This window comes from Cyclobacteriaceae bacterium (assembly GCA_025808415.1).
Classification (GTDB): Bacteria; Bacteroidota; Bacteroidia; order Cytophagales; family Cyclobacteriaceae; genus UBA2336.
This window is the reverse complement of the sequence record CP075525.1, coordinates 2,280,060-2,303,698: the sequence shown is the minus strand read 5'-3', so window position 1 is coordinate 2,303,698 and position 23,639 is coordinate 2,280,060. Positions and strand designations below refer to the sequence as shown.

At 42.0% G+C, this 23,639-nt stretch carries 22 protein-coding genes and 1 pseudogene; 10 read left to right on the top strand and 13 right to left on the bottom strand.

Annotation, left to right across the window (positions count from 1 at the left end; translation table 11 throughout):
• Nucleotides 1-101 precede the first annotated feature (101 nt).
• Nucleotides 102-2,981 carry a hypothetical protein gene (locus KIT51_10545; protein UYN85331.1) on the top strand — a complete coding sequence of 960 codons (2,880 nt, stop codon included), beginning with the start codon at nt 102-104 and terminating at the stop codon, nt 2,979-2,981.
• 46 nt (nt 2,982-3,027) lie between these two features.
• Here the strand turns inward: KIT51_10545 and KIT51_10540 are convergent, their stop codons facing one another.
• The gene (locus KIT51_10540; GenBank protein UYN85330.1) at nt 3,028-3,327 is read right to left on the bottom strand and encodes a DUF3817 domain-containing protein; all 300 of its coding nucleotides are present in this window, start codon (nt 3,325-3,327) and stop codon (nt 3,028-3,030) included.
• Nucleotides 3,328-3,734: 407 nt separating this feature from the next.
• Here KIT51_10540 and glgA point away from each other — a divergent pair, with 407 nt between their 5' ends.
• Together glgA and KIT51_10530 are read left to right on the top strand one after the other, a co-directional pair.
• On the top strand, nt 3,735-4,946 hold the full coding sequence (glgA, locus tag KIT51_10535) for a glycogen synthase (GenBank protein ID UYN85329.1): 1,212 nt from the start codon (nt 3,735-3,737) through the stop codon (nt 4,944-4,946).
• On the top strand, nt 4,939-6,207 hold the full coding sequence (locus tag KIT51_10530; GenBank protein UYN85328.1) for a glucose-1-phosphate adenylyltransferase: 1,269 nt from the start codon (nt 4,939-4,941) through the stop codon (nt 6,205-6,207). The genes glgA and KIT51_10530 overlap by 8 nt, the downstream gene beginning before the upstream one ends.
• Before the next feature lie 107 nt (nt 6,208-6,314).
• Here the strand turns inward: KIT51_10530 and KIT51_10525 are convergent, their stop codons facing one another.
• Nucleotides 6,315-6,965 carry a nucleotidyl transferase AbiEii/AbiGii toxin family protein gene (locus KIT51_10525; GenBank protein UYN85327.1) on the bottom strand — a complete coding sequence of 217 codons (651 nt, stop codon included), beginning with the start codon at nt 6,963-6,965 and terminating at the stop codon, nt 6,315-6,317.
• Nucleotides 6,966-6,982: 17 nt separating this feature from the next.
• On the bottom strand, nt 6,983-7,429 hold the full coding sequence (locus KIT51_10520) for a plasmid maintenance system antidote protein (GenBank protein ID UYN85326.1): 447 nt from the start codon (nt 7,427-7,429) through the stop codon (nt 6,983-6,985).
• 196 nt (nt 7,430-7,625) lie between these two features.
• Between KIT51_10520 and KIT51_10515 the strand changes: the two are divergent.
• A pseudogene (locus KIT51_10515) lies at nt 7,626-8,689 on the top strand (IS3 family transposase).
• Nucleotides 8,690-8,894: 205 nt separating this feature from the next.
• Here the strand turns inward: KIT51_10515 and KIT51_10510 are convergent.
• Together KIT51_10510 and KIT51_10505 are read right to left on the bottom strand one after the other, a co-directional pair.
• Nucleotides 8,895-9,044, bottom strand: coding sequence for a hypothetical protein (locus KIT51_10510; GenBank protein ID UYN85325.1), 150 nt, complete (start codon nt 9,042-9,044; stop codon nt 8,895-8,897).
• A 54-nt stretch (nt 9,045-9,098) separates the two neighbouring features.
• Nucleotides 9,099-9,521, bottom strand: coding sequence for a hypothetical protein (locus KIT51_10505; GenBank protein UYN85324.1), 423 nt, complete (start codon nt 9,519-9,521; stop codon nt 9,099-9,101).
• A gap of 142 nt (nt 9,522-9,663) precedes the next feature.
• Between KIT51_10505 and KIT51_10500 the strand changes: the two genes are divergently transcribed.
• Nucleotides 9,664-9,705 (top strand): hypothetical protein, encoded by a 42-nt coding sequence (locus tag KIT51_10500; GenBank protein ID UYN88558.1) that lies wholly within the window; start codon nt 9,664-9,666, stop codon nt 9,703-9,705.
• 56 nt (nt 9,706-9,761) lie between these two features.
• On the opposite strand, the gene KIT51_10495 is transcribed toward KIT51_10500, so the two are convergent.
• The 6 genes from KIT51_10495 to KIT51_10470 all read right to left on the bottom strand — a co-directional run bounded on the left by KIT51_10495 (nt 9,762) and on the right by KIT51_10470 (nt 15,653).
• A complete protein-coding gene (locus KIT51_10495) occupies nt 9,762-10,892 on the bottom strand; it encodes an acyltransferase (protein UYN85323.1) in 1,131 nt (376 codons plus the stop codon).
• A 215-nt stretch (nt 10,893-11,107) separates the two neighbouring features.
• Entirely contained in the window at nt 11,108-12,205 is a 1,098-nt protein-coding gene (locus KIT51_10490; protein UYN85322.1) for a type 1 glutamine amidotransferase domain-containing protein, read from the bottom strand.
• Nucleotides 12,206-12,280: 75 nt separating this feature from the next.
• The gene (locus tag KIT51_10485) at nt 12,281-13,324 is read right to left on the bottom strand and encodes an AraC family transcriptional regulator (GenBank protein ID UYN85321.1); all 1,044 of its coding nucleotides are present in this window, start codon (nt 13,322-13,324) and stop codon (nt 12,281-12,283) included.
• 274 nt (nt 13,325-13,598) lie between these two features.
• Nucleotides 13,599-14,384 (bottom strand): aminoglycoside 3'-phosphotransferase, encoded by a 786-nt coding sequence (locus KIT51_10480; GenBank protein UYN85320.1) that lies wholly within the window; start codon nt 14,382-14,384, stop codon nt 13,599-13,601.
• Between the two features lie 59 nt (nt 14,385-14,443).
• A complete protein-coding gene (locus tag KIT51_10475) occupies nt 14,444-15,346 on the bottom strand; it encodes an alpha/beta hydrolase (protein UYN85319.1) in 903 nt (300 codons plus the stop codon).
• Between the two features lie 16 nt (nt 15,347-15,362).
• Nucleotides 15,363-15,653 carry a hypothetical protein gene (locus tag KIT51_10470; GenBank protein ID UYN85318.1) on the bottom strand — a complete coding sequence of 97 codons (291 nt, stop codon included), beginning with the start codon at nt 15,651-15,653 and terminating at the stop codon, nt 15,363-15,365.
• Between the two features lie 397 nt (nt 15,654-16,050).
• Here KIT51_10470 and KIT51_10465 point away from each other — a divergent pair, with 397 nt between their 5' ends.
• The gene (locus tag KIT51_10465; protein UYN85317.1) at nt 16,051-16,614 is read left to right on the top strand and encodes a Crp/Fnr family transcriptional regulator; all 564 of its coding nucleotides are present in this window, start codon (nt 16,051-16,053) and stop codon (nt 16,612-16,614) included.
• A 125-nt stretch (nt 16,615-16,739) separates the two neighbouring features.
• On the opposite strand, the gene KIT51_10460 is transcribed toward KIT51_10465, so the two are convergent.
• Entirely contained in the window at nt 16,740-16,916 is a 177-nt protein-coding gene (locus KIT51_10460) for a hypothetical protein (protein ID UYN85316.1), read from the bottom strand.
• 37 nt (nt 16,917-16,953) lie between these two features.
• Entirely contained in the window at nt 16,954-17,094 is a 141-nt protein-coding gene (locus tag KIT51_10455) for a hypothetical protein (protein UYN85315.1), read from the bottom strand.
• Nucleotides 17,095-17,338: 244 nt separating this feature from the next.
• On the opposite strand from KIT51_10455, the gene KIT51_10450 reads away from it, so the two are divergent.
• From KIT51_10450 to KIT51_10435, 4 genes are all read left to right on the top strand, one after another.
• Nucleotides 17,339-17,734, top strand: coding sequence for a hypothetical protein (locus KIT51_10450; GenBank protein UYN85314.1), 396 nt, complete (start codon nt 17,339-17,341; stop codon nt 17,732-17,734).
• 115 nt (nt 17,735-17,849) lie between these two features.
• The gene (locus KIT51_10445) at nt 17,850-18,995 is read left to right on the top strand and encodes an efflux RND transporter periplasmic adaptor subunit (GenBank protein UYN85313.1); all 1,146 of its coding nucleotides are present in this window, start codon (nt 17,850-17,852) and stop codon (nt 18,993-18,995) included.
• 3 nt (nt 18,996-18,998) lie between these two features.
• Nucleotides 18,999-22,166: an efflux RND transporter permease subunit gene (locus KIT51_10440; GenBank protein UYN85312.1), complete on the top strand. Its 3,168-nt coding sequence runs from the start codon at nt 18,999-19,001 to the stop codon at nt 22,164-22,166.
• Complete coding sequence (locus KIT51_10435; GenBank protein ID UYN85311.1) at nt 22,156-23,613, top strand: TolC family protein; 1,458 nt, start codon at nt 22,156-22,158, stop codon at nt 23,611-23,613. The genes KIT51_10440 and KIT51_10435 overlap by 11 nt, the downstream gene beginning before the upstream one ends.
• Nucleotides 23,614-23,639 lie beyond the last annotated feature (26 nt).

Below are 23,639 nucleotides of genomic sequence, written 5' to 3'. Positions count from 1 at the left end.
ACCTGGTCAGTAAAAAAAATGACTACATCAATGCTTTCGCCTGACTACTACAAAGTTTCAATTTTAGTGTTCCAAGGGGCTTCAAATGCATATATTTGATAATGATCGACTATACAATAACCCATCAAAAGGGGTTTTTAGGGTACTTTTGGCGTGTTTTGGTCCGTGCATTCCTCTTCACTCCAATTTTATGTATATCATTACCATCTCACGCTGCCAATAATGGCAAATACCCGATCAAGAATTTTGCCCCGGCTGATTATGGGGCAGGCATTCAAAATATCGACTTTGCCCAAAACAGGGATTTGAATTTGTTTGTTGCAAACAACCTTGGGGTGTTGTCGTTCAATGGCAATCAATGGCAAACGCATGCCCTCAACACAGGCAAAAAACAACGGTCACTTGCATTTGATGAGCAAGCAAACCGCCTTTATGTCGGCTCCCAGGGCGACTTTGGTTTTTTTGAAGATGACTGGCATTACGTTTCCCTGCTTGAAAAGATCCCGCAAGGCTCGCGGGATTTTGATGAGGTATGGGATGTTTTTGTTTTTGATTCCAGGGTATTTTTCTGCACGTTTCAAGGGATATATTCTTTCGATGGTGCCCGGGTTTCGGTCATCAGCAATCCTTCGGGATTTAACCGTTCATTTCTGGCCGGTAATAAATTGTTCACTCAATCAACATCCGGTGAGCTTTTTGAGATTGAAGGTCACAAACTTATTCCAATTGCCCGAAGCAACCGAGCTAACCAGGTTATTGCAGGGATAATTCGTAATGAACTGGGCTACCTGTTCATACACAATTCAGGAAATGTTGAGTTTTTTGATTCATTTGGTGTTATACATGTGTATCCTGAACTGGCGAGGGCACTTTCTGGCAAGTACGTAAACCATGTAACACAAATTTCAGACGGGCGCATCGTAATCTCGACCCAACGGGCCGGATTATTCATTTATGATGTCCTTACCAATCAACTTGAAAATATTACTACTGAAGAAGGGTTAATGTCAAATGCATGCTTGCGGGTTTTTCAGGATAGGAGTGGTAACCTGTGGGTAGGCATGCAGAATGGCATTGCCTTGATTGACATAAAATCACCCTTACGATTAATCAATCAAAACATCGGGTTGCAGGGAAGTGGTTATGAGGCCTTTGAAGCGCAAGAGGGCACCTACTACACTACTTCCAATGGAATTTATTTTTTACCGGCAAATGCTTCGATAAGTTCTTTCCTAAATGGAACAGAAGGGCCTGCTTATGGAATGCAACTGATCAATAAAAAATTATATGCGGGCCATCACACCGGGTTGTTTTTGCTTGAAAACGGAAAGGCAACACGCATCATTACCAGCGATGGATTGTGGCAAGTGAAGCAACTACAAGCAAATCCTAACTATGCTATTGCAGGTACTTACTCTGGCCTCCTGCTGTTTGCGATTAATTCAAAAGGGGAACTTCGTGAAGTACAAAAAATAAAAGGATTTAACGAATCCAGCCGGTTTTTTGAAGAAGATAGGAAGGGCAGGATATGGGTAGGGCAGTATTACAAGGGTTTATACCTGCTGTCACTAACCGACTCATTAACCGAAGCAACAGTTACTAAAGTCTCAGATGGCCACAAACTTCCAATACAACAATACATTATTTTAAGTAAGATCGATGATGAATTATACATCAGCTCATCCAAAGGAATTTTTAAGCTTGATCAGTCAACGGATAACATTGAAGAAGAACGTGTGTTTTCTAAAACAATAGGAGGAAATTGGGTGTACCAGCTTGCTCAGGACAAACAGAAGAATGTTTACCTCTATTCCGAAAATAAAGTGGGTTTATTCAAACAGGTTAGCCCGGGTAATTACAGTTATGTTCCGTCATCACTATTTCAATTGCGTCAATCTTTTAACAACGATTTGCTCAATGTATCCAAGAATATACGGAATGGAATACTGTTCAACGCAAACGAGGGCTTTATACACTACAATGCCGATTTGGAAGATCGGGTTTCAATTCTAAGCGAGCCCCTGATAAACCGGGTATATAGTGTGGCAGAAGATAGCATATTGTATTCACGTATGCCTTTTCAAGACAGGCCCGTTTCAGTTGAACCTGTACGTATTACCGAGGGCACACGTGTTTTACAATTTGTGGTGGAATCATTTAAGTTTAAAGATGTCAACAATCAGCAATTCCGGTATCACCTAAGTGGCTTTGATGAGGGATTTGGTAAGTGGGTTAACACAAGCCTGAAAGAGTACACCAATCTACGCGTGGGCACTTATACATTTCAGGTGCAAACATTTGATTCCCGCGGAGAAATTATCACCAGCAGCCCTGTACAGGTTATTGTATCACCTCCATTTTACAAGAGTATTTATGCCTGGATGGTTTACACTGCCCTAACCCTTTTTATTTTATATCAGCTATACCGCATTCAACGGCAATACTACCGGGGTAAACAAGCCCGGTTGGAACAACTCAGACAAAAAGAACTGGCACAAAAACAAAAGGAGTTGCAGGAATTGAAAGAAGAACAGATAAAAACGGAACTCCATCATGTTAACAACCTGCTGGCAGCGTCCACCATGAACCTGGTTGTGAAAAATGAATTCATGGAAAACATAAAGGAGGAGATCCGTCAGGCTAAACTCACCGATAAAGTAGAAGATAAACAGCGGGCATTGGACCGCATTATTAAGGAAATTGATACAACGCTTAGGGTGCAGGAAGACTGGAAACAATTTGAACACCACTTCGACCGTGTTCATGGCGATTTTCTTTCGCGGTTGACGAGCCGGTTTTTAGATCTCACCCCCGGTGAACAAAAACTTTGTGCCTTCCTGAGACTGAAAATGGATACAAAAGAAATTGCAAACCTTATGGGCATTTCCCTGCGCGGAGTTGAAGTTGCCCGTTATCGACTGCGCAAAAAACTAGGGCTTGATGCCCATCAGAATCTTTCAAAGTTTATCCTGGAGTATTAAAAAGCCCGCCATTTATTGCAGGTAAGTATCTCAATGCAATTGAACCTCAACTCGTTGAGAGGTATTCCTTTTTAAGATTTCGCTCAACAACGAATGGCACTATAGGAAGGAGTGCAGCAATAAAATAGGATGCTACCCGCTTTATGCTCCACTGGTAATGCATCCAGCATTGAAGCAACAGGATCATGTACAGCATGAATAAAATGCCATGTGCCCATCCAACTACTTTTACAGCATAAGGAAAATCGAAAAAATACTTGAGCGACATGGCAATTGCCAGTAACAGTACATAGGAGATCCCCTCCAGCAAGGCTATTGTAGCAAATCGCTTAACTTTTGGATGCATCAGCAGACGTTATTCCTTAAAACAAAAGCGCAATAATACAAGAAAAATGGTTGTCTGCGGATATACTATTTTACATGACGTAATTGCATGATAAACACTATGTTTAATTGTATGTTAAATCAACCCTATGAATAAAATCATTACCCCCATTGTTATGGGTTAAGAAATAACAATTACCATCCGATTGCAAAGGCATTCAATTTTGAGTACTTTTCTTTTGAAGTAAGAAGCTTCATAATTAACACCTTGTAATTCTGACATTGAACAGACTGGTTTCTGATCATAGTCATTGTATGCTATTTCTGAAATGACTAGCATTAGCGCACATAGAAGCGGTCGGGAAAATGATTTTGAGTAATGTGGAACGGGTTAAATTGTTTTATTATAAACACTTGAATTAAGATATCATGAAAGTACTTTTTTACACACGTGAATACCCACCCTATGTATATGGAGGTGCTGGTGTTCATGTGGAATACCTGGCGCGTGAATTATCCCGTTTAATGGAAGTTGAAGTGCGTTGCTTTGGCGATCAAAATAATGAAGCAGAACAATTACGAATTTTAGGATTCAAAGCTGATCAATTGACCCTGGACAATACAAAACCAGAATTAGCCCCCATCTTTAAAACCCTGAATACCTGTATTCAAATGAATAGTGGCGTGATGCATGCCGATATCGTACACTGCCATACCTGGTATGCTCAGTTTGCAGGCATCTTGTCAAAACTCTGTTATGGAACACCGCTTATTGTAACCACTCACTCGCTTGAGCCACTCCGGCCATGGAAACGGGAACAATTGGGTAGGGGATATGACGCATCTTCGTGGATTGAAAAGACTGCCATTGAAATGGCCGATGCGGTCATAGCCGTATCGCAGGAAACTAAGCAGGATGTATTGAAATACTTTCATGTAGATGAAAACAAAGTGAGCGTAATTTATAATGGCATCGACCTGGAAGAATACAATGTAACCCATGAGACATCTGCACTGGACAAATTCGGTATCGATAAATCGAGGCCGTATGTACTTTTTGTAGGCCGCATCACCAGGCAAAAGGGAATTATCCATCTGGTTAATGCCATCAACTATATCAATAGTGATACGCAGGTAGTTTTATGTGCCGGTGCACCTGACACGGAAGAGATTGGCCGTGAAATGAAACAGAGCGTGGAAGAGGTTCAGAAAAACAGGAGTAATGTAATCTGGATAGCTGAAATGGTAAGTAAAAAAGAAGCAATCCAATTGTATTCGCATTCGGCCGTGTTCTGCTGCCCCTCCATCTATGAACCGTTTGGCATTATCAACATTGAGGCGATGGCATGTAAAACAGCGGTAGTGGCAAGTAGTGTGGGTGGTATAAAAGAAGTAGTGGTGGATGGTGAAACGGGAATCCTAATACCGCTCGAACAAGAAACCACAGCACCTTTCGAAGCATCGAACCCAGACAAATTTTCACGCGACCTGGCTGCAGGAATTAATAAACTGATGGCCGATGAAAAATTAAGAAAAACAATGGGAGAAAATGGAAGGAAAAGAGTAGAACAATATTTTGACTGGAAGGCGATCGCCCTCCAAACAGCAACATTATATAAAAAAGTAATGAATCATGATTAATGATGACGTGATAGCGATAATACTTGGCGGTGGCCAGGGATCGCGTTTGTATCCTCTTACAGCGAAACGATCTAAACCTGCTGTGCCTATTGCAGGTAAATACCGATTGGTAGATATACCCTTATCTAATTGTATTAATTCGAATATCAGCAGGATGTTCGTGCTCACACAATTTAATTCGGCCTCACTCAATCGTCACATCAAGAATACCTACAATTTTAGTTTGTTTAGCCGTGCATTTGTTGACTTGCTGGCAGCTGAACAAACGATGTCCAACAAAAGTTGGTTTCAGGGCACCGCGGATGCCGTGCGTCAGAGCATGCACCATTTCATTAATCATGAGTTCAAATACGTATTAATCCTTTCAGGAGATCAGTTGTATCAAATGGATTTCAATTTACTGATACAACGGCATATTGACAGTGGTGCCAGAATTACCATTGCTACACTTCCGGTGAAAGCAGAGGAAGGGGTGGAGTTCGGCATTATGAAAACTGACCATGAAAGCATGATCACCAGTTTTATTGAAAAACCGAATGCTGAAGAAATACTGAAATGGAAATCGGATGTGAGCGAATACATGCAATCAGAAGGGCGGTTGTATCTTGCTTCCATGGGCATCTATGTGTTTGACAGAGATTTGTTAATCGAGCTCATGAATGATCCAAGTACAAATGATTTTGGAAAGGAAATCATCCCGCAATCTATCGGCAAACATAAAGTGCTCAGCTACCAGTTTGAAGGATATTGGACAGACATCGGAAACATTCGGTCATTTTTTGATGCTAACATGGGATTGACCGACCACATTCCAAGTTTTAATTTATTTGACAATAGGAAACGCATTTATACCCACCCAAGAATTCTACCAACCTCGAAAATTTCCGGTACCTTAATAAATGATTCTGTTATTGCAGATGGTGCCATCATACATGCATCAAAAATAGATCGGTCTGTGATTGGTGTGAGATCAAGAATTGGAAAAGGAAGCACCGTTATCAGAACATATATGATGGGAAGTGACTCGTATGAAACGCTAAAAGAAATTGCAGAAAGGCCGGGTGAGATATTAATGGGCATTGGCGAGGAGTGTCATATTGAAAATGCCATTCTCGACAAGAATTGTAAAGTTGGAAATAATGTTACGATCATAGGAGGCCCGCATCTTGAAAATCGGGAAACAGACTTGTATGTTATTTCAGGAGGAATTGTGGTGGTAAAAAAAGACGCCACTATACCGCATAACTTTGTATTAAGCTAGGGAAAACTTAATACGAGATAAGCTGGTCAATCATCGTGGTTCAGGGCTTTTATTGTGCCTGTTGGTATAGGGAGGTTTGACAATGTGTGTTGATGTTGTAGGGGAAATTAAGGTTGCTGTAAAACTTGAACAAAATCGTACTTTATTAATTCCCAGTGCTTCCCTTTTAGACAGATAGGATCAAAGTCCCCATCAGCAATTGTGAAGTTTGTAAAATTTGTTCGGATCACCTCTTCATCATGATTGTATGGATACCTTGTTTTATGCAGTTCAATCATTTTGCTTGGAGTATACTGTGTCAGTAATTCATGTAAATCCCAGAAGTCTTTTTTTCTGGCAACTCGCTGAACAATATCAATTTTCATTGCAATTATCTCTTCTACAGTAGCTAGTCGGATTGGAGCTGCTAGTAACTCTGGCTGTATAAATGTATCGGTATAGTATAAGTCAAGCTTAACTGTATCATCTTCACTTTCTCCAATCAGATACGACCGACCAATTCCAATTACCCCTGCTTGAGGTTCAGAAACGTAAGTGAAAGAACCTCTCAAGAAATTGTCGATACCGTCAAAGTCGACTGAATCATATACAACGTCTGTGAATAAATCTATATCAAAAGAAATGCGGTGACCCAACTGAAGGCTTAGAGAAGTACCACCAGCTAGTCTGAACTGCTGAAATGGACCATCTTCCATTATCTTAGTTAAAGCATCTTTTAGCAACGGTGGTACAGTATCCCAGAACAATCCTTTAGGCATGCATTTGATCTGGTTTCTTAAGTGAACTGCTTAATTTCTGAATCACCATAGAAACGAGTTATTTCCTCTTTTTCTTTACTATTTCCTCTTTCGAAAACCCGTTGAATAACTGCTCGCTTTTGTAGCTGCCAATCAATTTTTTCCATGTCGGTATCCCAAAATAATCCTCGTCTTAACTTGGAGAAATCAGGACGTGCCTTTTCAATTTTTCTTTTCTCTAGTTTAATGTCATAAAAGACCTGCAGAGTCATTAGGAAGCCCTCTGTTAAATTAAGCTCCTGCTCAATCTTCAATGCGAGAGAGGTATTCATACTCCGCTTGCCATTAGTTATTGCTCCTAAAGTCTGTGGGTATTCATTAATCATGAGGGCAAAGCGGCCCTTTGAGAGCTTTCTCTCCTTGATTTTACGATCCAAAATAATCCCTGGATGAATGCCTTTCAGTATTTCAAGCTCCTTATTCATAAGGCAAGATAATCAAATAAGTATAAATAAGATATTGTAAACATATTTGTTTATATATACTACTAACGGAGTAAAAAGTTCATTTTTACTTCTTTTTAATGGAATTGATATGATTTTAGCTGTACCTCAGTGTAAGCTCCCCCGAAAATAGGACAGTTTTGAATTAGACAAAAGGTCTAACTTTAAACTGTTAAAAATGAAAAGAACACGATTTACCGAAGCCCAGATTTTCACTATTCTCAAGGAGTTTGATGCTGGCAAAAACATCCAGGACATTGCCCGTTCGCACGGAGTGTCCAAAGCCACTATTTATAATTGGAAGGCTAAGTACGGAGGTATGGAGATGAACGAACTTAAGCGCGTTAAGGAGCTTGAGGAAGAAAATCGGAAGCTCAAGCAGATGTATGGTGACCTGGCGCTGGACAACAAGATGCTCAAAGACGTTTTGGGAAAAAAGTTCTAAGGCCCGCTGAGAAGCGAACCCGTGTAGATTATCTGAGAACGACTTTTCAAGTCAGCCTCGGTCGGGCCTGTGAAGTGATGGATCTCTCACGTTCGGTTTACTACTATCGAAGTAAGACGGACGATCATGCGGTGATTGATAAACTCCAGAACTTAGCTGAGAAACGGCCTACCGAAGGATTTTGGAAAATGTATTTCAGGATAAGGAAAGAAGGATTGTTGTGGAACCACAAACGCATCCATCGGGTGTATAAATTATTGAAGTTGAATATGAAACGAAAAGGAAAAAGGAGATTACCAGCACGCGTTCTTCAGCCCCTGGAGGCTGTTAGCCACATCAATGCAAGCTGGTCGATGGACTTTATGAGTGATTCCCTTCTATCGGGTCGCAAGTTCAGAGTACTCAACTTGCTGGACGACTTTAACCGTGAGGCCCTTGCTATTGAAGTTGATACTTCGCTACGGGCTGAGCGAGTGATACGGGTACTTGAACAAGTCATTCAATGGAGAGGAAAACCACAGCGAATCAGGGTTGATAATGGCCCCGAATTCATCTCAAGCAAACTCGGCCTATGGTGCGAAGAACGCAACATCCAGCTTCAGTTTATTCAACCGGGCAAGCCTTCACAGAATGCATACATCGAGCGTTTCAATGGAAGCTTCCGAAGAGATGTTCTCGATGCGTACTTATTTGAATCCCTTATCCAGGTAAGAATCCTAGCTGATGAGTGGATGAATGATTACAACTATGACCGTCCACATGATGCGCTCGAAGGGCGCAGTCCTGCGGACATGCTGGCCGTGGATTTATGGGAAACTCGAAACGAGTTTCCCACAAACCCACAACCGGTTACAACAATAACAATGAATAAATTTCCTAATTTAGAGTTGTCCTAAAAATGGGGAGCTTACATCAGGAATAAATTAATACTAGACTTCACGCGCGGTCATTTCAGAACTTAATCTTCCTTCCTCACAAGGCTGGGGCAGCGACACTCTCCCGCTAAAAATCGGGATGAAACATTTGGGTAGGCTTTGTACTGCTGCTCTTTGCTTCCGCAGATTCAGCCAAATAATACAGATCGACTACTTCACAAAATGCAATATTCTTCTCGGCTTTGCGCTGTGGGGGATTTCTAGCAATACTGTTCATACGAAGCACTTCAGCCTCCATAACACAAAACCGATGTTAGCGGGTCGTTGTTTATTATTTTGTCTGTTTTACTTTCCATTTTTTCATTCCTCCTACTAAATACAAAAGTCCAACGAAAATCGCTATTAGTGAGTAGGTGTTTTCTAATAATGGACTTGCTTTTTGCCATCCTATATCAAAAATAAGTTCACCTATTCCACGTAACAAATAAATCCCTCCAATACAAAATACCATTGGTTTTAATAATGGCAGTTTTTTATACTTGTTGTCAGCCGAGAGCCCATACAAACCCATTATATAAAATAAAATTGCTACTACTACCGTAATAAAATACGGATACAGAGGATGTATATCTTGTTTAGCAAGAGCCATTCCCTCTGCTATACCAACAAGTTCAAACATTTTTTCAGCCCAAAGCAATCCAACAATATGTAAGATTGCAAATAGGATATTCAGGTATCCGCCAAGTTTAAGCATAGGTCTAATTAATTTGTTCCTAAGTAAATAAGTCCGTCAATAAGCAATATCCATTGTCCTAGTTCAAATAACTTTTCGGGAAACTGCTTTGAAATTGCAATTGTCAAAGTCCAACTATTGTATATCCTAAAATACATTTTCAATATTTGTAATAATGATTTTTCGTTATCAAAGAAGCCAGTGAAGTTAATGAATGCATTAAACCCCCGCCTTTGCAAAACCGTTGTTGGCTGATGTTTTTTATTTTGGTTTCATTCCGAAGAAGAACCTTGCCCAGTTATATGGTTTAACCAAAAATTCGTACACTCCCATAGTCAGTATAAACGAAACAAAAGTCAGAAATAGATATTTATTCAGTATGCTTTCGTTTTTTACTTGTACAACATAATATGCAATAATTACGATAAAAGTCTGGTGTAATATATAGAACGGATATATGCCTTCATTTGCATATTTTAAAATTCTATTGTTAAAATTGAGATATTTTTTTCCATAACCCAATATTGCGAGAACCCAAAACCAAGCATTAAAAACCATTAATGCCAAGAATAGTAAATTGGGCAAATTCCAGCCCCATACAGGCTCTATGTCATTCCAACGCAAGATGTTTATGGATATGATACTAAAAAACGCCAATTTTAGATGTAACCTTCTATTATTTTCTATTGTATTCCAAAAAGTAGCATGTGTGCTTATCAAACAACCAAAAATAAAATATAGAAAATAACGAGTAAAACCAGCCCAATCATCTATGAGTGCATGTGTTTCTTCTGTGAACCAGAAGTATAAAAAACTCGCGATAAATAGTATTAAACCCAATGCATATAAGCCAAAACCTTTCGGGATTTTTGCCACATAGTCAAGCGTAATTTTTCCATTTCTTGAGTTGAAATACCAAAAAAGTGGAATGGCAATTAATGAATAAATGAATAGGTATACAATAAACCAAAGGTGATGCCAACTTAGATTGCCACTCGGATAAGCACCTGTTGTGAAAATTGACGGAAAAAAATCAAAATAAGACGTGTAAGGCACTCCATTAGAAATTCTTTCGAAGTAAATTTGAGGGGGAACAACAACAAGCATACCGAATAAAAGAGGTACTATTAATCTTTTGGTTCTTTGTTGAATATAGTAATTCGCACTAAACTGATTAAGAACAAATACAGTACCTATCCCAGAAATAAAGAACAAGATGGGCATTCTCCATTTGGACAAGAAATAGTTAAATTCCAAAAACAAATTACTCGTTTCTGGATTTTTAATGTGCCATCCCCATTCTGAAACAAATGGCATTGCTGAGTGAAATAAATGCAATAGCAATATGGCCATTACTCTCAACCAATCTAAATCGTATCTTCTTTCATTCATACTTTTTGTTATTCTGAAAATTCAATTTGGATTGATAGATGTTTTCGACTCAGCAATAGTTACAAATTCAGATTCTATTACCTTATTTAAAAACGGCAATTTACCTTTCCCGAATGACAGTAGAGTTACCATATGGTAACTTCAAAGGCCATCATTAACTTCTGCTTTCCTTTTTGCGTCTGGAGGTAAATTTGTCGTAGACGTATTGGTAACTTTCACATATAGCTGTTGCTGTACGATAACAACCGCGCCAGCTTTACTACCTTCATCCCATCAAATTGCATGGCGGCTACCACGCCATGCATGGCCAGCAACCTTCTGTCGATCGATGCTGGATCGTGGGTACAAAACCGATCAATGGCGACTTTCGCTTGCTGGTAGCCTTCCGATTCCAGGGTTTCCAGAATGGATATGGTGTTTTCCTCCGGAGTGATGCCCCGCTTTTTGGGCACGTAACCCATCTGTTCGATGACCGACTCGGCTACCGTCCAGGTCGACCATGGATTTTGCCCCGTTACCAGATTTCCATCCTTGCTCACTTTGTTCAGGTATAGAAAACCCTCGTTAAAGCGTGCGCCCTTTTCAATGAGTTTATCCTGCAACAAAAAGGGAAATATTTCGGCAGCATCGGGAATCAGCAAAAGCTCTTCTCTGTTGGTAAAACTGCTGACTTGGCGATTCGCCAATAACAATTCACCGTCACTTAGCCTAACGTTAACAAGAGCCGCAGGGCCATGACATACTGCGCTAACTATTTTACCAGACTCATAATATTCTCTGACAAGCGCTTGAATGTATTCATTGTCAGGAAAATCGTACATAGTGCCTTTGCCACCCACAAAATACACCGCTAGATAAGCCGTGGGGTCCACGTCTTTCATCGCGATGGTCTGCTTCACCTTTGCTTGCGCGATCGTGTCATTCAAAAAGGCGAAATCATATCCCGTCATGTCATCACCATCGATAACCACTGGCGGTGCCCCACCCAGCGGACTGGCCACTTCTACTTCAAAACCATTGGCCTGAAATACATAATAGGCGCGCGACAATTCGGTTAATTCATACCCCGTGCTTTTGCCGCTGTTGCCCATTTGGCCGGTGCTGGTAACCACCGCCAATATTTTGCCACGGTACGGGACGATGTTTTCTGCGAGATAGGGGAGATCAGCAGGCGTAGTCGCCTTGATGTTCCTATCCGATTCAGGTACTGACGGAATCAAGCTGATGAACCATACCCCGAACAAGACGATGGATACAACCAATACCGCCACTGCGATTAGTGACCACTTTATGATTTTTCTTTTGCAAGACATAACTTTTTTTTTGGCAAAAGTGGGGTGGTGTCGTGTCAAAGGCTTCTTAAATGATCATTTCGAAAGACAGAAAGGTCATTTTGTCATTTGCTGGCGGTAGGTCAGGGGTGTTTCGCCCGTGTGTTTTTTAAAAGCCGTGTTGAAACTGGAAAGGCTGTTAAACCCGACCTCATAAGCGATCGCAGCGATGGTTTGGTTTTTAAATGCTTCCTGGTGGAGCAGGCGTTTCGATTCCTCAATACGGAACGCATTCACAAAAACATTGAAGTTCTTACCACTTTTTTGATTGATCACCTGCGACAGCACCTGTGGGCTTACGTGCAGCGATTCACTCAGCGATTTCAGGGTAAGCTCGGTGTTTTGGAATTGCTTTTCTTCCACCATGAGTTTCAGCACTTTGGCATAGAGCTGTTCGCTTTGCTCCTCCGAGACGGGAGTAGTTTTGTACTTCACATGGTCAATCCTGGAAAGGTACCCTCGGCTGATGACGATGAACGTGATGGCATAGGCCACCACAGAATAGAGGATAGGTCCCACCACGTAGGGTATCACATCGTCCAGCAGGTTGAGCACGTAGGCCACCCAAATCATAAGAAGGCCGTAAAAGAACAGGCGCAGTAAAACAAAGGTATCCGGGCTCAGGCCAGCGGCTTTTTGTTGAAGAACATACCGGTAACTCCACAGCAGGTAGATTAGCAAATGGAGGTAATAGAAAATAAAAATTGATACGAAAAAGCCGAGCGGTAGCGTTGATGTGTGGTGTTCCTCCAACAGCAAACCGATACCGAAGCCGATGAAAGCTGGGATGAAATGGAGAACATGCCGGGTAGCCAGCCGGAATGATTTACGTGTGCAGGAGAGGATGAAAAGGTAATACAGTGGCCCAATAGCCATGATGGTGCCAAGGCCTGCAAAAATGATTTTGATGTCAATTCGGTCGGTGAATGCCAGGAACACTGATTTACCAACCCGGAGGGAAAGTACAAAGAGCAGCGCACTAAGCAATTTATTGGAGAGCGCGTTCCCTTTCCGGTATACCCAGAGAAATACAGCCAGCAGTAGCCCGTGGATAACCCCAAGGCCACTAATGACCACCAACATGATATCCGCTGCGCGCATCGGGTGCAAAATAATTCAAACACGGCTACAATACTCAAATTCACGCTCGATTAACCAGATAAAATTTTCTCAAGATATGATAATTTATCGTCCCTGAATGGGCCCCAAAATGTGTCAGCCAGTATGTTAGTGAGACTTGAAGATGGTTGTTGATGTTAGGGTGGTAAAAGCAATAAAAATAGAAGCGGTAAACCAGGGCCGCGGGTGTTGACGCATTAGTCTTATTGCTTTTGCCTTTCATCATTTTTACTTTCTTTCATTGGTGAATTATTTCCTAAAAAAATTCATCTAACAATGTATAGAATTCAAGTTTGCTTTTGTCGATGTTTCGAAGGCCGTACACTTTATAAAATAACTCAACATGGTCAAGGGTGAAATTGTCAAGAATGCTTCTTACAGCAAGGGCCAGGTCCTGATACTTATCGGCCACTCCACCGTTTCCCAAATCAACGAAACCACTTAGCATTCCATCACTGTAAATCAGATTATCCAAGCAATAGTCGCCATGTGTAAATACAAGTTCTGCGCTTGATGGCTTACTCTTTTCTAGCCGAAGAAAAAGTTCATAAGGCTCGTACTGTTGGTTTTCAGACTTAAAGTGAGATGGGTTTACCAGGTTATTTTTCACATTCCTTTCCGCTTCAGCGATTCTTTTATCGAGATTACAAACAATTACTTTATTGTCTGTTTTCTGTGAGTGAAGTAGTTTCAGCGCCCTGGCATAGCTACTAACAATCACATCAGCCTCAACCGATCCAATGAATAAATCCAGTGATTTCCCCTGAACCTCGGTTATACATAAAAAATCCTGTCCGTCTCCATGGGTATAGAAAATGATTTCAGGAACCGGCACTTTATTTTGAAGCCATTTATAATTAAGGTATTCACTCTCTAAACTTTGGTTTTGTTTTTTGAGAATATAATTTCGATTATACTCCGTTTTAATTTTATAGAGCTCAGCTGCAGATTCCCCACCGGACAATCGAGAAAATGAAAAATCCCTAAAATACTTTCCAAGAAGTTTACGGACATAGTCATCTTTTGATTGCGAAAACTTCATAAATCACAAGTTCGCTTTGATGACGTTGGAGTGCTCCTTCATGTTACGGTCTAATGTATTTATTTCAGTGATTTGCTTTCTGTATGCACTCTTTGATGGAATTGCAAGAATACTCGCAACACTTCATCAGGTGCTTCCAACTGCGGCCAGTGACCAATAGCCTCCGGCAACAAAATGACTTGAGGATTCGGAATCAACTCTTTATACCGATTCGCCATGTGAATGCCGGAGTTGGGATCAGCAGGCCCATTGATGAATATCATCGGGACTTTTGTTTGTTGCATAGCGGCTATCCATCGTGATTGATGGGGTTCTTTATCAAAAATTAACCGCCCTATTTTCCAAGCCAGTAACTTGCCATTATTGTAATTGAGTATCTCCCAGAAATCGTGCAATAACTCAGCAGAAGGTTTTGTGGTAGCACCAAATACTTCTGCTGTTGCCCGGCTCACACTACGTTTTGTCATCAACCGGCTGATCAATTTTCCTATCGGTGGGGGAGTTTGAGAGAGTAGTTTCTGAATGAGGCGAGGCTTGTAGACATCAGTGAACAGTCCTCCGTTAAGAAAAGCTACAGAAAGGATTTCAAATGAATTAGTACCCGAATGTTGGCGTGCCAGTAATTCCTGAACTACGCTGTTGCCCAGATCGTGCGACAAGACATGTACTTTGTTTATGCCAAGCTTGTGCAACAATTTAGTATAAAAATTTGCATGATCCGCAAAGCTGTAATCATAGTTACTCGGCTTGTCAGAGAAACCCATCCCCAACATATCCGGGGCGATTACCTGAAACATAGAAGTAAGGGACGGCCAAATTTCTTTGAAGTCATAAGTATTATATGGGTATCCGTGGCAAATCAATAATGCCTGCCCACTACCTTCCATACGGTAGAATGCAGCATGGCCGCGATGCCGGTAATACTGACCTTTAGCTTTCCATTCTTTTAATTGCTGACTCATAGAATAAATTGATTGACTAGAAAGAGTAGGAGATAGTCGGTATTATCATTTCGCCCAGAGATCCTGCAGTGGCTGAGGAAGATTTTACTTCTTTGCCATCTACAACTATTTTGATCACAGCAGTTTGCCCGGGTGATCCAAGAGTTGATGCTTGGGCGCCAATGCCAATCGATGAAGTAGAAGCGGGATATTCCATTTCCATAGACCATCCCATTGGAACATTGTTTTCCACCCGACTGCCCCCGGTTAACGAGGTATAAACCACCGTAAGTGTTCCACTGAAATTACCGGTGATTTCATATCTCACTTTTCGAGGTTTGTTTGCCGTAGGCTCATCACCAGATGAGCAATTACTAAGTGTTGATGCTAAAAGAACCAGTATATGAGTTAATACTATCCGAGCATACCGAGTACCTAAAAAGAAGTAATTTTTCATTATTGGTAAAAGTCTATTTGAATATTGAAGTAAGGCTTTGTTGCAGGTTACTCTCTCCTTGAACTTTCAGGTGGGTTTTGCAAGGCAGCCTTTAGTACTTGATAGCATTTTATAGCGAAGTATGCCTCGCAGCGAAAGAAGAAAATAATTTCTGAGCATGAGTTGAAGTTATTTTACGTTTCACATTTTTGTAAATTTCAATCTATCTGTTATCGTTACTTAGTGATCGAAACGCACCTGTGTTAACTTATTGATTATTTTTAAATCCATGATGCCAGAATTCCATATCCACCGCAATCACAACAAGTTTTCGATTGACTTGCTTACTGCATTACATAAAATTGGCAAGCCTCGGCACGTGCAGCGGTTGGAGTCTGTTATGACGCCTGATACTACCAACGATTTCTTTTTCTATATCAATAAGGGCATTTTTAAAACCGTACGCCCAATCAATGATCGCGAATTTATTCTTGGCTTTACATTCCCCGGTGATGTTGACGGAGACCCCGCATCGCTTCTTGGCACAAGCCGAACTAATTTTTCTATTGTGGCTGTAGCCGATGCTGACATTACTGTGTGCCGCTGGCAAGACCTTGAGCAGGAAATGAAAAAGGAAAAATACCTCGCTACTGTGAATTTCTTTCTGGCCCGCTATGTTACTGTGCTGCAAAACCGATTGATCGATTCTCTGGCCATTACGGCTGAAGATCGCTATAAACAATTGGTAAACACTCATGTCAAGCATTTGAACGAAATACCGGTCTCTGATATGGCAGGTTATTTGGGTATCACCAAGCAAAGCCTTAGCCGAATACGCAACGGGCGGTTTTAGTGAATTAACGGAATTAGGAGTGACCAACATGAAATATTTTTTTACAAGGAAACACTTTATGTTGGTTTGACTAATTACCATATGATAACTTATTGTTGCCTCACTTTGATCTGCTCAGATAGTTATCAACTCTTTTTAGTTGCTTTAAAGGTTCCGTTTGGCTGCACCGAGGTAAAGCCTGTTATTTTGTCGTTGCTTTTGTGAAACGTGATGTTGTAGCCTTGCTTGTCTTTTACGGTGCAAACGTCTTTTGATACAGGAACAAATTCGCTGTCTGCCTGGCCAGGCACTTTCGATATCAACTTTCCATTTTTTAGCTCCAGAATATTTAATATAACGTCAAATTATATAACTGTGCGCCTGCCTGCCGGCAAAGGCAGGGTTGGCAAGCGCGGCAACTTCCCGTACTTCATACAGAACCGTAAACCCCCAGATGGCGCCCGCAGAGATTGTGTGATGGAGGCGCCAGTTGGTTAACATAATATGATTATATAAATGCGGGTCAGCCAGTTAGCCAAGCAATAGTTATATAATTTATATTATGTTAAGTTTAATAAATGTTGAAGTCATCCCGCCTGCTCCACCAGGCCCGGCACCCGACCCGGAGTGGTTGCTGTAACGGATGCCAATGTTCTGTCAGAATTAACTATGTAATTGCCATTCGTACAATCGCATTTGAAAATTGTCTTTTCCTTCTGCACTTTTGCAGCTACTTTTTACTACAGTGAAGGCTCTCTTAAGAAATTCCCTTACTAATTTCTTCATATTGATTTTCCTCAATGCAGCACTATTTGAGGATCATCAGCCCGATTTTGTGCTCCAATCAACTTATCAACCGGTATCCTTGGCTGAGTTTTTATTGGAGGCATTAAAAAAACGAGATATCCCGGCTGGCAACCAGGAGGAACTCGATGAGTTCTCACCTATAGTAAAGCGATCAGAACGTTCCCGGGTTAGTTTCTCGCCAAGCGGCAGCATACATGCCGACTGGCCTGCCAATGCTTTTAGTCTCTTAAAAACTACATTTAGGCATTCTGGTTATCAACAAGTTACCTATTTTGGAGCCTGTACTACTTTTAGCGAAGTCCTCCGCATACTTCATCTCAGAAAGCTCTTTTGATTTATTTCAAGCGTAAGTCTTTTACGCTTCCCAGGGTTTACCCATATAATATATAACCCCTTCAGGGTTTAACCTGTTCTATCCATAAGGTCAATTAATTTTTTTAAAACAAATCATGTACTGTAATCCATTTCACATTCTTAAGCTTATAGTGCTCACTGCCCTGCTGGCAGTTTCGTGTCGGTCAAAAGATCAATCGGCTGAATTAACCGAACCGGAGGAATTTCCGGTAACCACGGTCATCAAGCGCAATATAAGTATCCCGCTTGAGTACGTGGCCAATATCCAGGCGTTTCAAAATATTGAAGTGCGGGCGCGTGTTGAGGGCTACCTGGAAGAAATACTGGTTGATGAAGGTAAAGAAGTTAAGAAAGGTCAACTTCTTTTCAAGATCAATGAGGATGAGTACCGTGCAGATTTAAACCGTGCCAGGGCAAACGTGATCAGTGCCGAGGCCGAAACCAAATCGGCTTTGGTTGAACTGGAACGCGTCCGGTTACTGGTAAATAAGAATGTTATTACAAAGACCGAACTGGACCTGGCGGAAGCCAAAGTTGAAATTGCCCGGTCGCGTGTGGAACAGGCAAAGGCTGAAGAAGTGGCTGCTTCCATCCGCCTGGCCAATACCAGTATCCGCTCCCCGTTCAACGGTATAATCGACCGCATCCCATTTAAGATCGGAAGTTTGATTTCGGCTGGCGCGTTGTTAACCACCCTGTCGGATATTGAAACGGTCAACGCTTATTTTAACGTTTCGGAGGTGGAGTACCTGATGAATTTCAGCAAGGCAAAAAGCAGAAATGAGTTTTACCTTTCCAACGTTGAGTTGATCCTGGCAGACGGAACACTTTATCCGCTTAAAGGAACTATTGAAACCATGGAAAGTGAGTTTGAGGTAGGCACCGGGGCCATTGCCGTGCGCGCCAAGTTTCAAAATCCAAATCGATTGTTAAAGCACGGTTCAACCGGTAAAATACGGTTGCAGGATACCCGAAACGGGGCCCTGCTCCTACCACAAAAATCAGGTATTGAAATACAGGATAAGAACTACGTCTACTTGTTAAATGCCAACCAAACACTTGGGTTAAAGAGCTTCGTGCCCATCGGGCGCCTTGGCGACTTCTACGTAGTAGGCAGTGGACTTACCGAGTCGGATCAATTTGTTTATGAGGGTATTCAGAATGTGCGCGAAGGTATGGTCATAAAACCTCGGGCTGTAACAGCCGATGAATTGTTGAGGGAAAACACCTTAAATCAGTAAGCCATGCTGGATACTTTTATTCAACGGCCTATCCTGTCGCTGGTGGTATCGTTAATGATAACCTTGTTGGGTTTACTGGCACTTACCAGTTTACCGGTAACGCAGTTTCCTGAAATTGTTCCGCCATCGGTAACTGTAACGGCAAAATACACCGGTGCAAATGCTGAAGTATGCGCGAAAGCCGTGGCCACCCCTATTGAACGAGCTATTAATGGTGTACCGGGCATGACGTATATGTCATCGGTGTCTTCAAACAACGGTACAACACTGATTACTGTGTTTTTTAAAGTAGGCACCGATCCGGACGTAGCCGCGGTGAACGTGCAAAACCGTGTAAGCACCGTGCTTGATGAACTTCCGGAAGAAGTAATCAAGGCCGGGGTGCAAACGGAAAAAGAAGTGAACAGCATGTTGTTATACCTTAACCTGTTCAGCGATGATGAGGCTGCTGATGAAAAATTCGTTTACAATTTTGCCGATATCAACATCCTTCCTGAACTCAAGCGTATTGATGGTGTAGGCTATGCCGAAATTATGGGCATGCGCGATTACTCGATGCGCGTATGGCTGCACCCTGAAAAACTTGCTGCGTATTCCATTTCTACCGATGAAGTGATCGAAGCCATCCGCGCACAAAATGTAGAAGCTGCACCGGGAAAGACAGGTGAAAGCTCCGACAAGCTGGCGCAATCCTTACAGTATGTTTTGAAATACACCGGTAAGTTTATTGATGTTGAGCAATACGAAAACATTGTAATTAAATCCAATCAGGATGGCTCGCTCTTGAGTTTAAAAGATGTGGCTGAAGTGGAGTTCGGTTCGTTCAGTTACCACATGGATTCCAAGACCGATGGAAAGCCCTCGGCCTCTATCATGATCAAGCAACGCCCGGGATCAAATGCGCGAGAGGTTATTCAAAATGTCAAAAAGCGCATGGCCGAGTTGGAAGCTTCGGCCTTCCCGCCAAAAATGAAATATAATTTTGCCTATGATGTTTCGCGCTTCCTTGATGCATCCATTTCCGAAGTGGTGAAGACACTTATTGAAGCCTTTATACTGGTTTCTATTGTTGTGTTTATTTTCCTTCAGGATTTCCGGTCCACCCTCATTCCCGCCCTGGCGGTGCCGGTGGCCATTATTGGTACGTTTGCTTTTATGCAGTTGCTTGATTTCTCGATCAACCTGCTTACGTTGTTTGCCATGGTGTTAGCCATAGGTATTGTGGTGGACAATGCCATTGTGGTAGTAGAAGCCATTCACGCCAAAATGCAGGAAGACAAAATCGATGCAAAAAAAGCAACCCTTCGTTCCATGCATGAAATCGGTGGGGCTATTATCGCCATTACACTGGTTATGTCTGCTGTTTTTATTCCGGTTGCGTTTATGTCAGGGCCGGTAGGGATTTTTTACCGACAGTTTTCGTTAACCTTGGCCATTGCTATTTTCATTTCGGGTGTCAATGCATTAACGCTTACGCCTGCCCTCTGCGCGATCATTCTTAAACCAACACATGGCAGTTCCAATAAATGGCTACAGGCATTTTTCAACCGATTCAATTTCGGTTATGGAAAATTGGAATCAGGATATAAAGAACTGGTAAGGCGGTATGCATCTAAAAAGAGAATTACCATTACGGTTACCCTGGTATTTGTGTTGGGCATTTGGGGTGTGAATAAGTTTCTTCCTTCCGGATTTATACCAACCGAAGACCAGGGTGTGATTTATGTTAACGTAACTACTCCAGTAGGTGCTACCGTTGAGCGTACCGGCAAAGTGCTGGACGAGATCACCCGGGTGAGCCAGGAAATTGATGTTGTTGAGAACATTTCAACACTCGGTGGCTACAGCCTGATCACTGAATCTGCAGGCTCCTCCTATGGCATGGCCATGATCAACCTAAAGCCCTGGGACGAACGTGAGGAATCCGTAACCGACCTCATCAAAATACTACAACAGAAAACGAGTCACATCAACGATGCGGTAATTGAATTCTTCCCCCCTCCTACGGTACCCGGCTTCGGTAACGCCAGTGGTTTTGAACTGCGGCTGATCGATAAAACCGGAAGCGGAAACCTTAACCGGATGAATGAAGTTACGCAGGCTTTCATAGAGAAAATAAAAAGCCGCCCCGAGGTAGCCAACGCCTTCACCAGTTTTGACCCCAGTTTTCCGCAATACCTCATACATGTGGATTATAAAATGGCAGCCAAGAAAGATGTAAGCGTAGCCAATGCCATGAATACATTACAAACATTGGTGGGTAGTTTTTACGCCAGCAATTTTGTGCGCTTCGGATTGATGTATAAAGTGATGGTGCAGGCCGGTCCGGAGTACCGGGCCAAACCGGAAGACATACTGAAACTTTATGTAAAGAACAACCGGGGCGAAATGGTGCAGTATGGAACGTTCATTCGTCTTGAGCGGGTTTATGGCCCTGAGATGATCACACGTTACAACATGTTTAACGCCACCATGATTAACGGTGAAGCGGCTGCAGGTTTTAGTAGCGGCCAGGCCATAAAGGCCATTGAAGAAGTTGCTAAAGAATTGCCGAGAGGTTTTACCTATGAATGGTCGGGTATTACGCGCGAGGAAATTTTAGCAGGTAACCAGGCCATCTATATTTTCATCATCTGCCTGGTGTTTGTGTACTTATTGCTCTCGGCACAATATGAAAGTTTCCTATTACCGCTGCCGGTTATCCTTTCGTTACCTACCGGTATCTTCGGAGCTTTCCTATCCCTTCAATTGCTCGGGTTGGAAAACAACATTTACGCACAAGTGTCACTGATCATGCTGGTGGGGCTATTGGGTAAAAATGCCATCCTCATAATCGAGTTCGCCATTTTAAAACACAAGCAAGGCGCCAGTATATTGGAAGCCACCATCGAAGGTGCCGCAACACGTTTTCGCCCAATCCTTATGACTTCGTTCGCGTTTATTGCAGGACTGATCCCATTAGTGATTGCAACAGGCCCCGGTGAGTTGGGCAATCGCTCCATCGGAACGGCAGCAGCCGGAGGTATGTTAATCGGAACCATTTTTGGTATTATCATTATTCCCGGACTCTACTTCCTGTTCGCTACCATCAAAGAAAAATTGGGGAATACCATTATTGAAACATCGGTTGAAGAAAGGCCATTATCTGAGCTTGACTCCTATGAAAAATAAAATTAAAAAATTACAGTATAACGGCTACTTATGGCTTGCGATTTTAGTGGGGCTCAGTTCTTGCACGTTGCCCCGGCTACTGCAGGTAAAAAATGAAACGGTTGTACCGTCAACCTATTTTCATGTTGATAGTGTGCTGCAAAAAAATCAAAACGTTCCACAATGGCGGAGTTTTTTCAAAGACCCTTACCTGGTTGCCCTTATTGATACGGCTATTAAAAATAACCAGGATATGAAAATTGCCGGACAACGTATGGAACAAGCACACGCTAACATGCGCTACCACATCCGTAACTTCTATCCTTCCGTACAAGCCGGAGCTTCGTATGGGGTAACCAGGTTTGGTGATTACACGATTGATGGTGTTGGGAATTTTGACACCAACCTGTCGCAAAACATATCAGCAGAACAACGTATTCCAAACCCCATTCCGGATTACTTTTTAGGCTTGCAAGCCAGTTGGGAAATTGGTTTTGCAGGAAAATTGCGAAACCGTAAAAAGGCCGCCCTGGAGCGATTCAAAGCCAGTGGTTACTACAAGAACTATGTTCAAACTCAACTCGTTTCGGGAGTGGCGCGCCTCTATTACGAATTGTTGTCAATTGATAATGAGTTAAAAATCATTCGGCAAAACCTTAGTATACAAGAACGTGCCATGGAAATTGTAGACATCCAAAAACAAAGCGGGCAGATAAATGAACTGGCTGTAAAACAATTCCAGGTGCAGTTGCTGCAAACACGCGCATTGGAGGCAGAACGCAGCCAACACTTGATTTTTGTTTCCAATATGCTCAATGGTTTAACCGGCAAGTTTCCAGGTGAGATTCTCCGCGCTGACACGTTAATCAATACCAACCAACTTGCCCAACTGCAAACCGGCATTCCTATAGCCTTATTGGAAAATCGCCCAGATTTAAAAGAGGCAATGGCACAACTCAGATCAAATGAAGCCGACCTTCAGGCAGCACGCGCTTCTTTCTTTCCAGCATTTAACGCAACAGGTTTTGTTGCCTTTAATGGCTTCAATACGAGCTATTTGTTTAATCCTGCTTCTTTGGCCTATATGGGCCTTGGCTCATTAACCATGCCCTTGCTAAACCGAAAAGAATTGAGCTATCAATACCGGTGGCAAGCCGCAGAGAAAAATATAGCAATTTATAACTATCAAAAAGTGCTTTTGCAAAGTGTTGGCGAGGTTAGTTCGTTGTACAACACCATGCAAGCTTATCAGCAGGTAAGTAATTTTAAGCTTGCGGAGGTGACCGAACTAAAAGCTGCTATTAACATCGGCAACGATTTATTTCTAACCGGTTTTGCCAATTACCTGGAGGTATTGATGATTCGCAGGAACGTGTTGGAATCTGAGTTGCAATACACCAATGCCCAAAAGCAATTTTTCCATGCTTATATCGATCTATACAAAGCTATGGGTGGGGGGTGGAACTAAAGGGTTTTGTATATGCTGTTATTAAG

Excerpts from the sequence above, each read along its gene's own strand:
- KIT51_10465 (UYN85317.1), top strand. The coding sequence starts at position 16,051 with ATGATGCCAGAATTCCATATCCACCGCAATCACAACAAGTTTTCGATT.
- KIT51_10490 (UYN85322.1), bottom strand. The coding sequence starts at position 12,205 with ATGTCTTGCAAAAGAAAAATCATAAAGTGGTCACTAATCGCAGTGGCG.
- KIT51_10435 (UYN85311.1), top strand. The coding sequence starts at position 22,156 with ATGAAAAATAAAATTAAAAAATTACAGTATAACGGCTACTTATGGCTT.
- KIT51_10485 (UYN85321.1), bottom strand. The coding sequence starts at position 13,324 with ATGCGCGCAGCGGATATCATGTTGGTGGTCATTAGTGGCCTTGGGGTT.
- KIT51_10505 (UYN85324.1), bottom strand. The coding sequence starts at position 9,521 with ATGCTTAAACTTGGCGGATACCTGAATATCCTATTTGCAATCTTACAT.
- KIT51_10520 (UYN85326.1), bottom strand. The coding sequence starts at position 7,429 with ATGAATAAGGAGCTTGAAATACTGAAAGGCATTCATCCAGGGATTATT.
- glgA (UYN85329.1), top strand. The coding sequence starts at position 3,735 with ATGAAAGTACTTTTTTACACACGTGAATACCCACCCTATGTATATGGA.
- KIT51_10455 (UYN85315.1), bottom strand. The coding sequence starts at position 17,094 with ATGTTAACCAACTGGCGCCTCCATCACACAATCTCTGCGGGCGCCATC.
- KIT51_10540 (UYN85330.1), bottom strand. The coding sequence starts at position 3,327 with ATGCATCCAAAAGTTAAGCGATTTGCTACAATAGCCTTGCTGGAGGGG.
- KIT51_10545 (UYN85331.1), top strand. The coding sequence starts at position 102 with ATGATCGACTATACAATAACCCATCAAAAGGGGTTTTTAGGGTACTTT.
- KIT51_10510 (UYN85325.1), bottom strand. The coding sequence starts at position 9,044 with ATGAACAGTATTGCTAGAAATCCCCCACAGCGCAAAGCCGAGAAGAAT.
- KIT51_10445 (UYN85313.1), top strand. The coding sequence starts at position 17,850 with ATGTACTGTAATCCATTTCACATTCTTAAGCTTATAGTGCTCACTGCC.
- KIT51_10495 (UYN85323.1), bottom strand. The coding sequence starts at position 10,892 with ATGAATGAAAGAAGATACGATTTAGATTGGTTGAGAGTAATGGCCATA.
- KIT51_10475 (UYN85319.1), bottom strand. The coding sequence starts at position 15,346 with ATGAGTCAGCAATTAAAAGAATGGAAAGCTAAAGGTCAGTATTACCGG.
- KIT51_10440 (UYN85312.1), top strand. The coding sequence starts at position 18,999 with ATGCTGGATACTTTTATTCAACGGCCTATCCTGTCGCTGGTGGTATCG.
- KIT51_10525 (UYN85327.1), bottom strand. The coding sequence starts at position 6,965 with ATGCCTAAAGGATTGTTCTGGGATACTGTACCACCGTTGCTAAAAGAT.
- KIT51_10480 (UYN85320.1), bottom strand. The coding sequence starts at position 14,384 with ATGAAGTTTTCGCAATCAAAAGATGACTATGTCCGTAAACTTCTTGGA.
- KIT51_10530 (UYN85328.1), top strand. The coding sequence starts at position 4,939 with ATGATTAATGATGACGTGATAGCGATAATACTTGGCGGTGGCCAGGGA.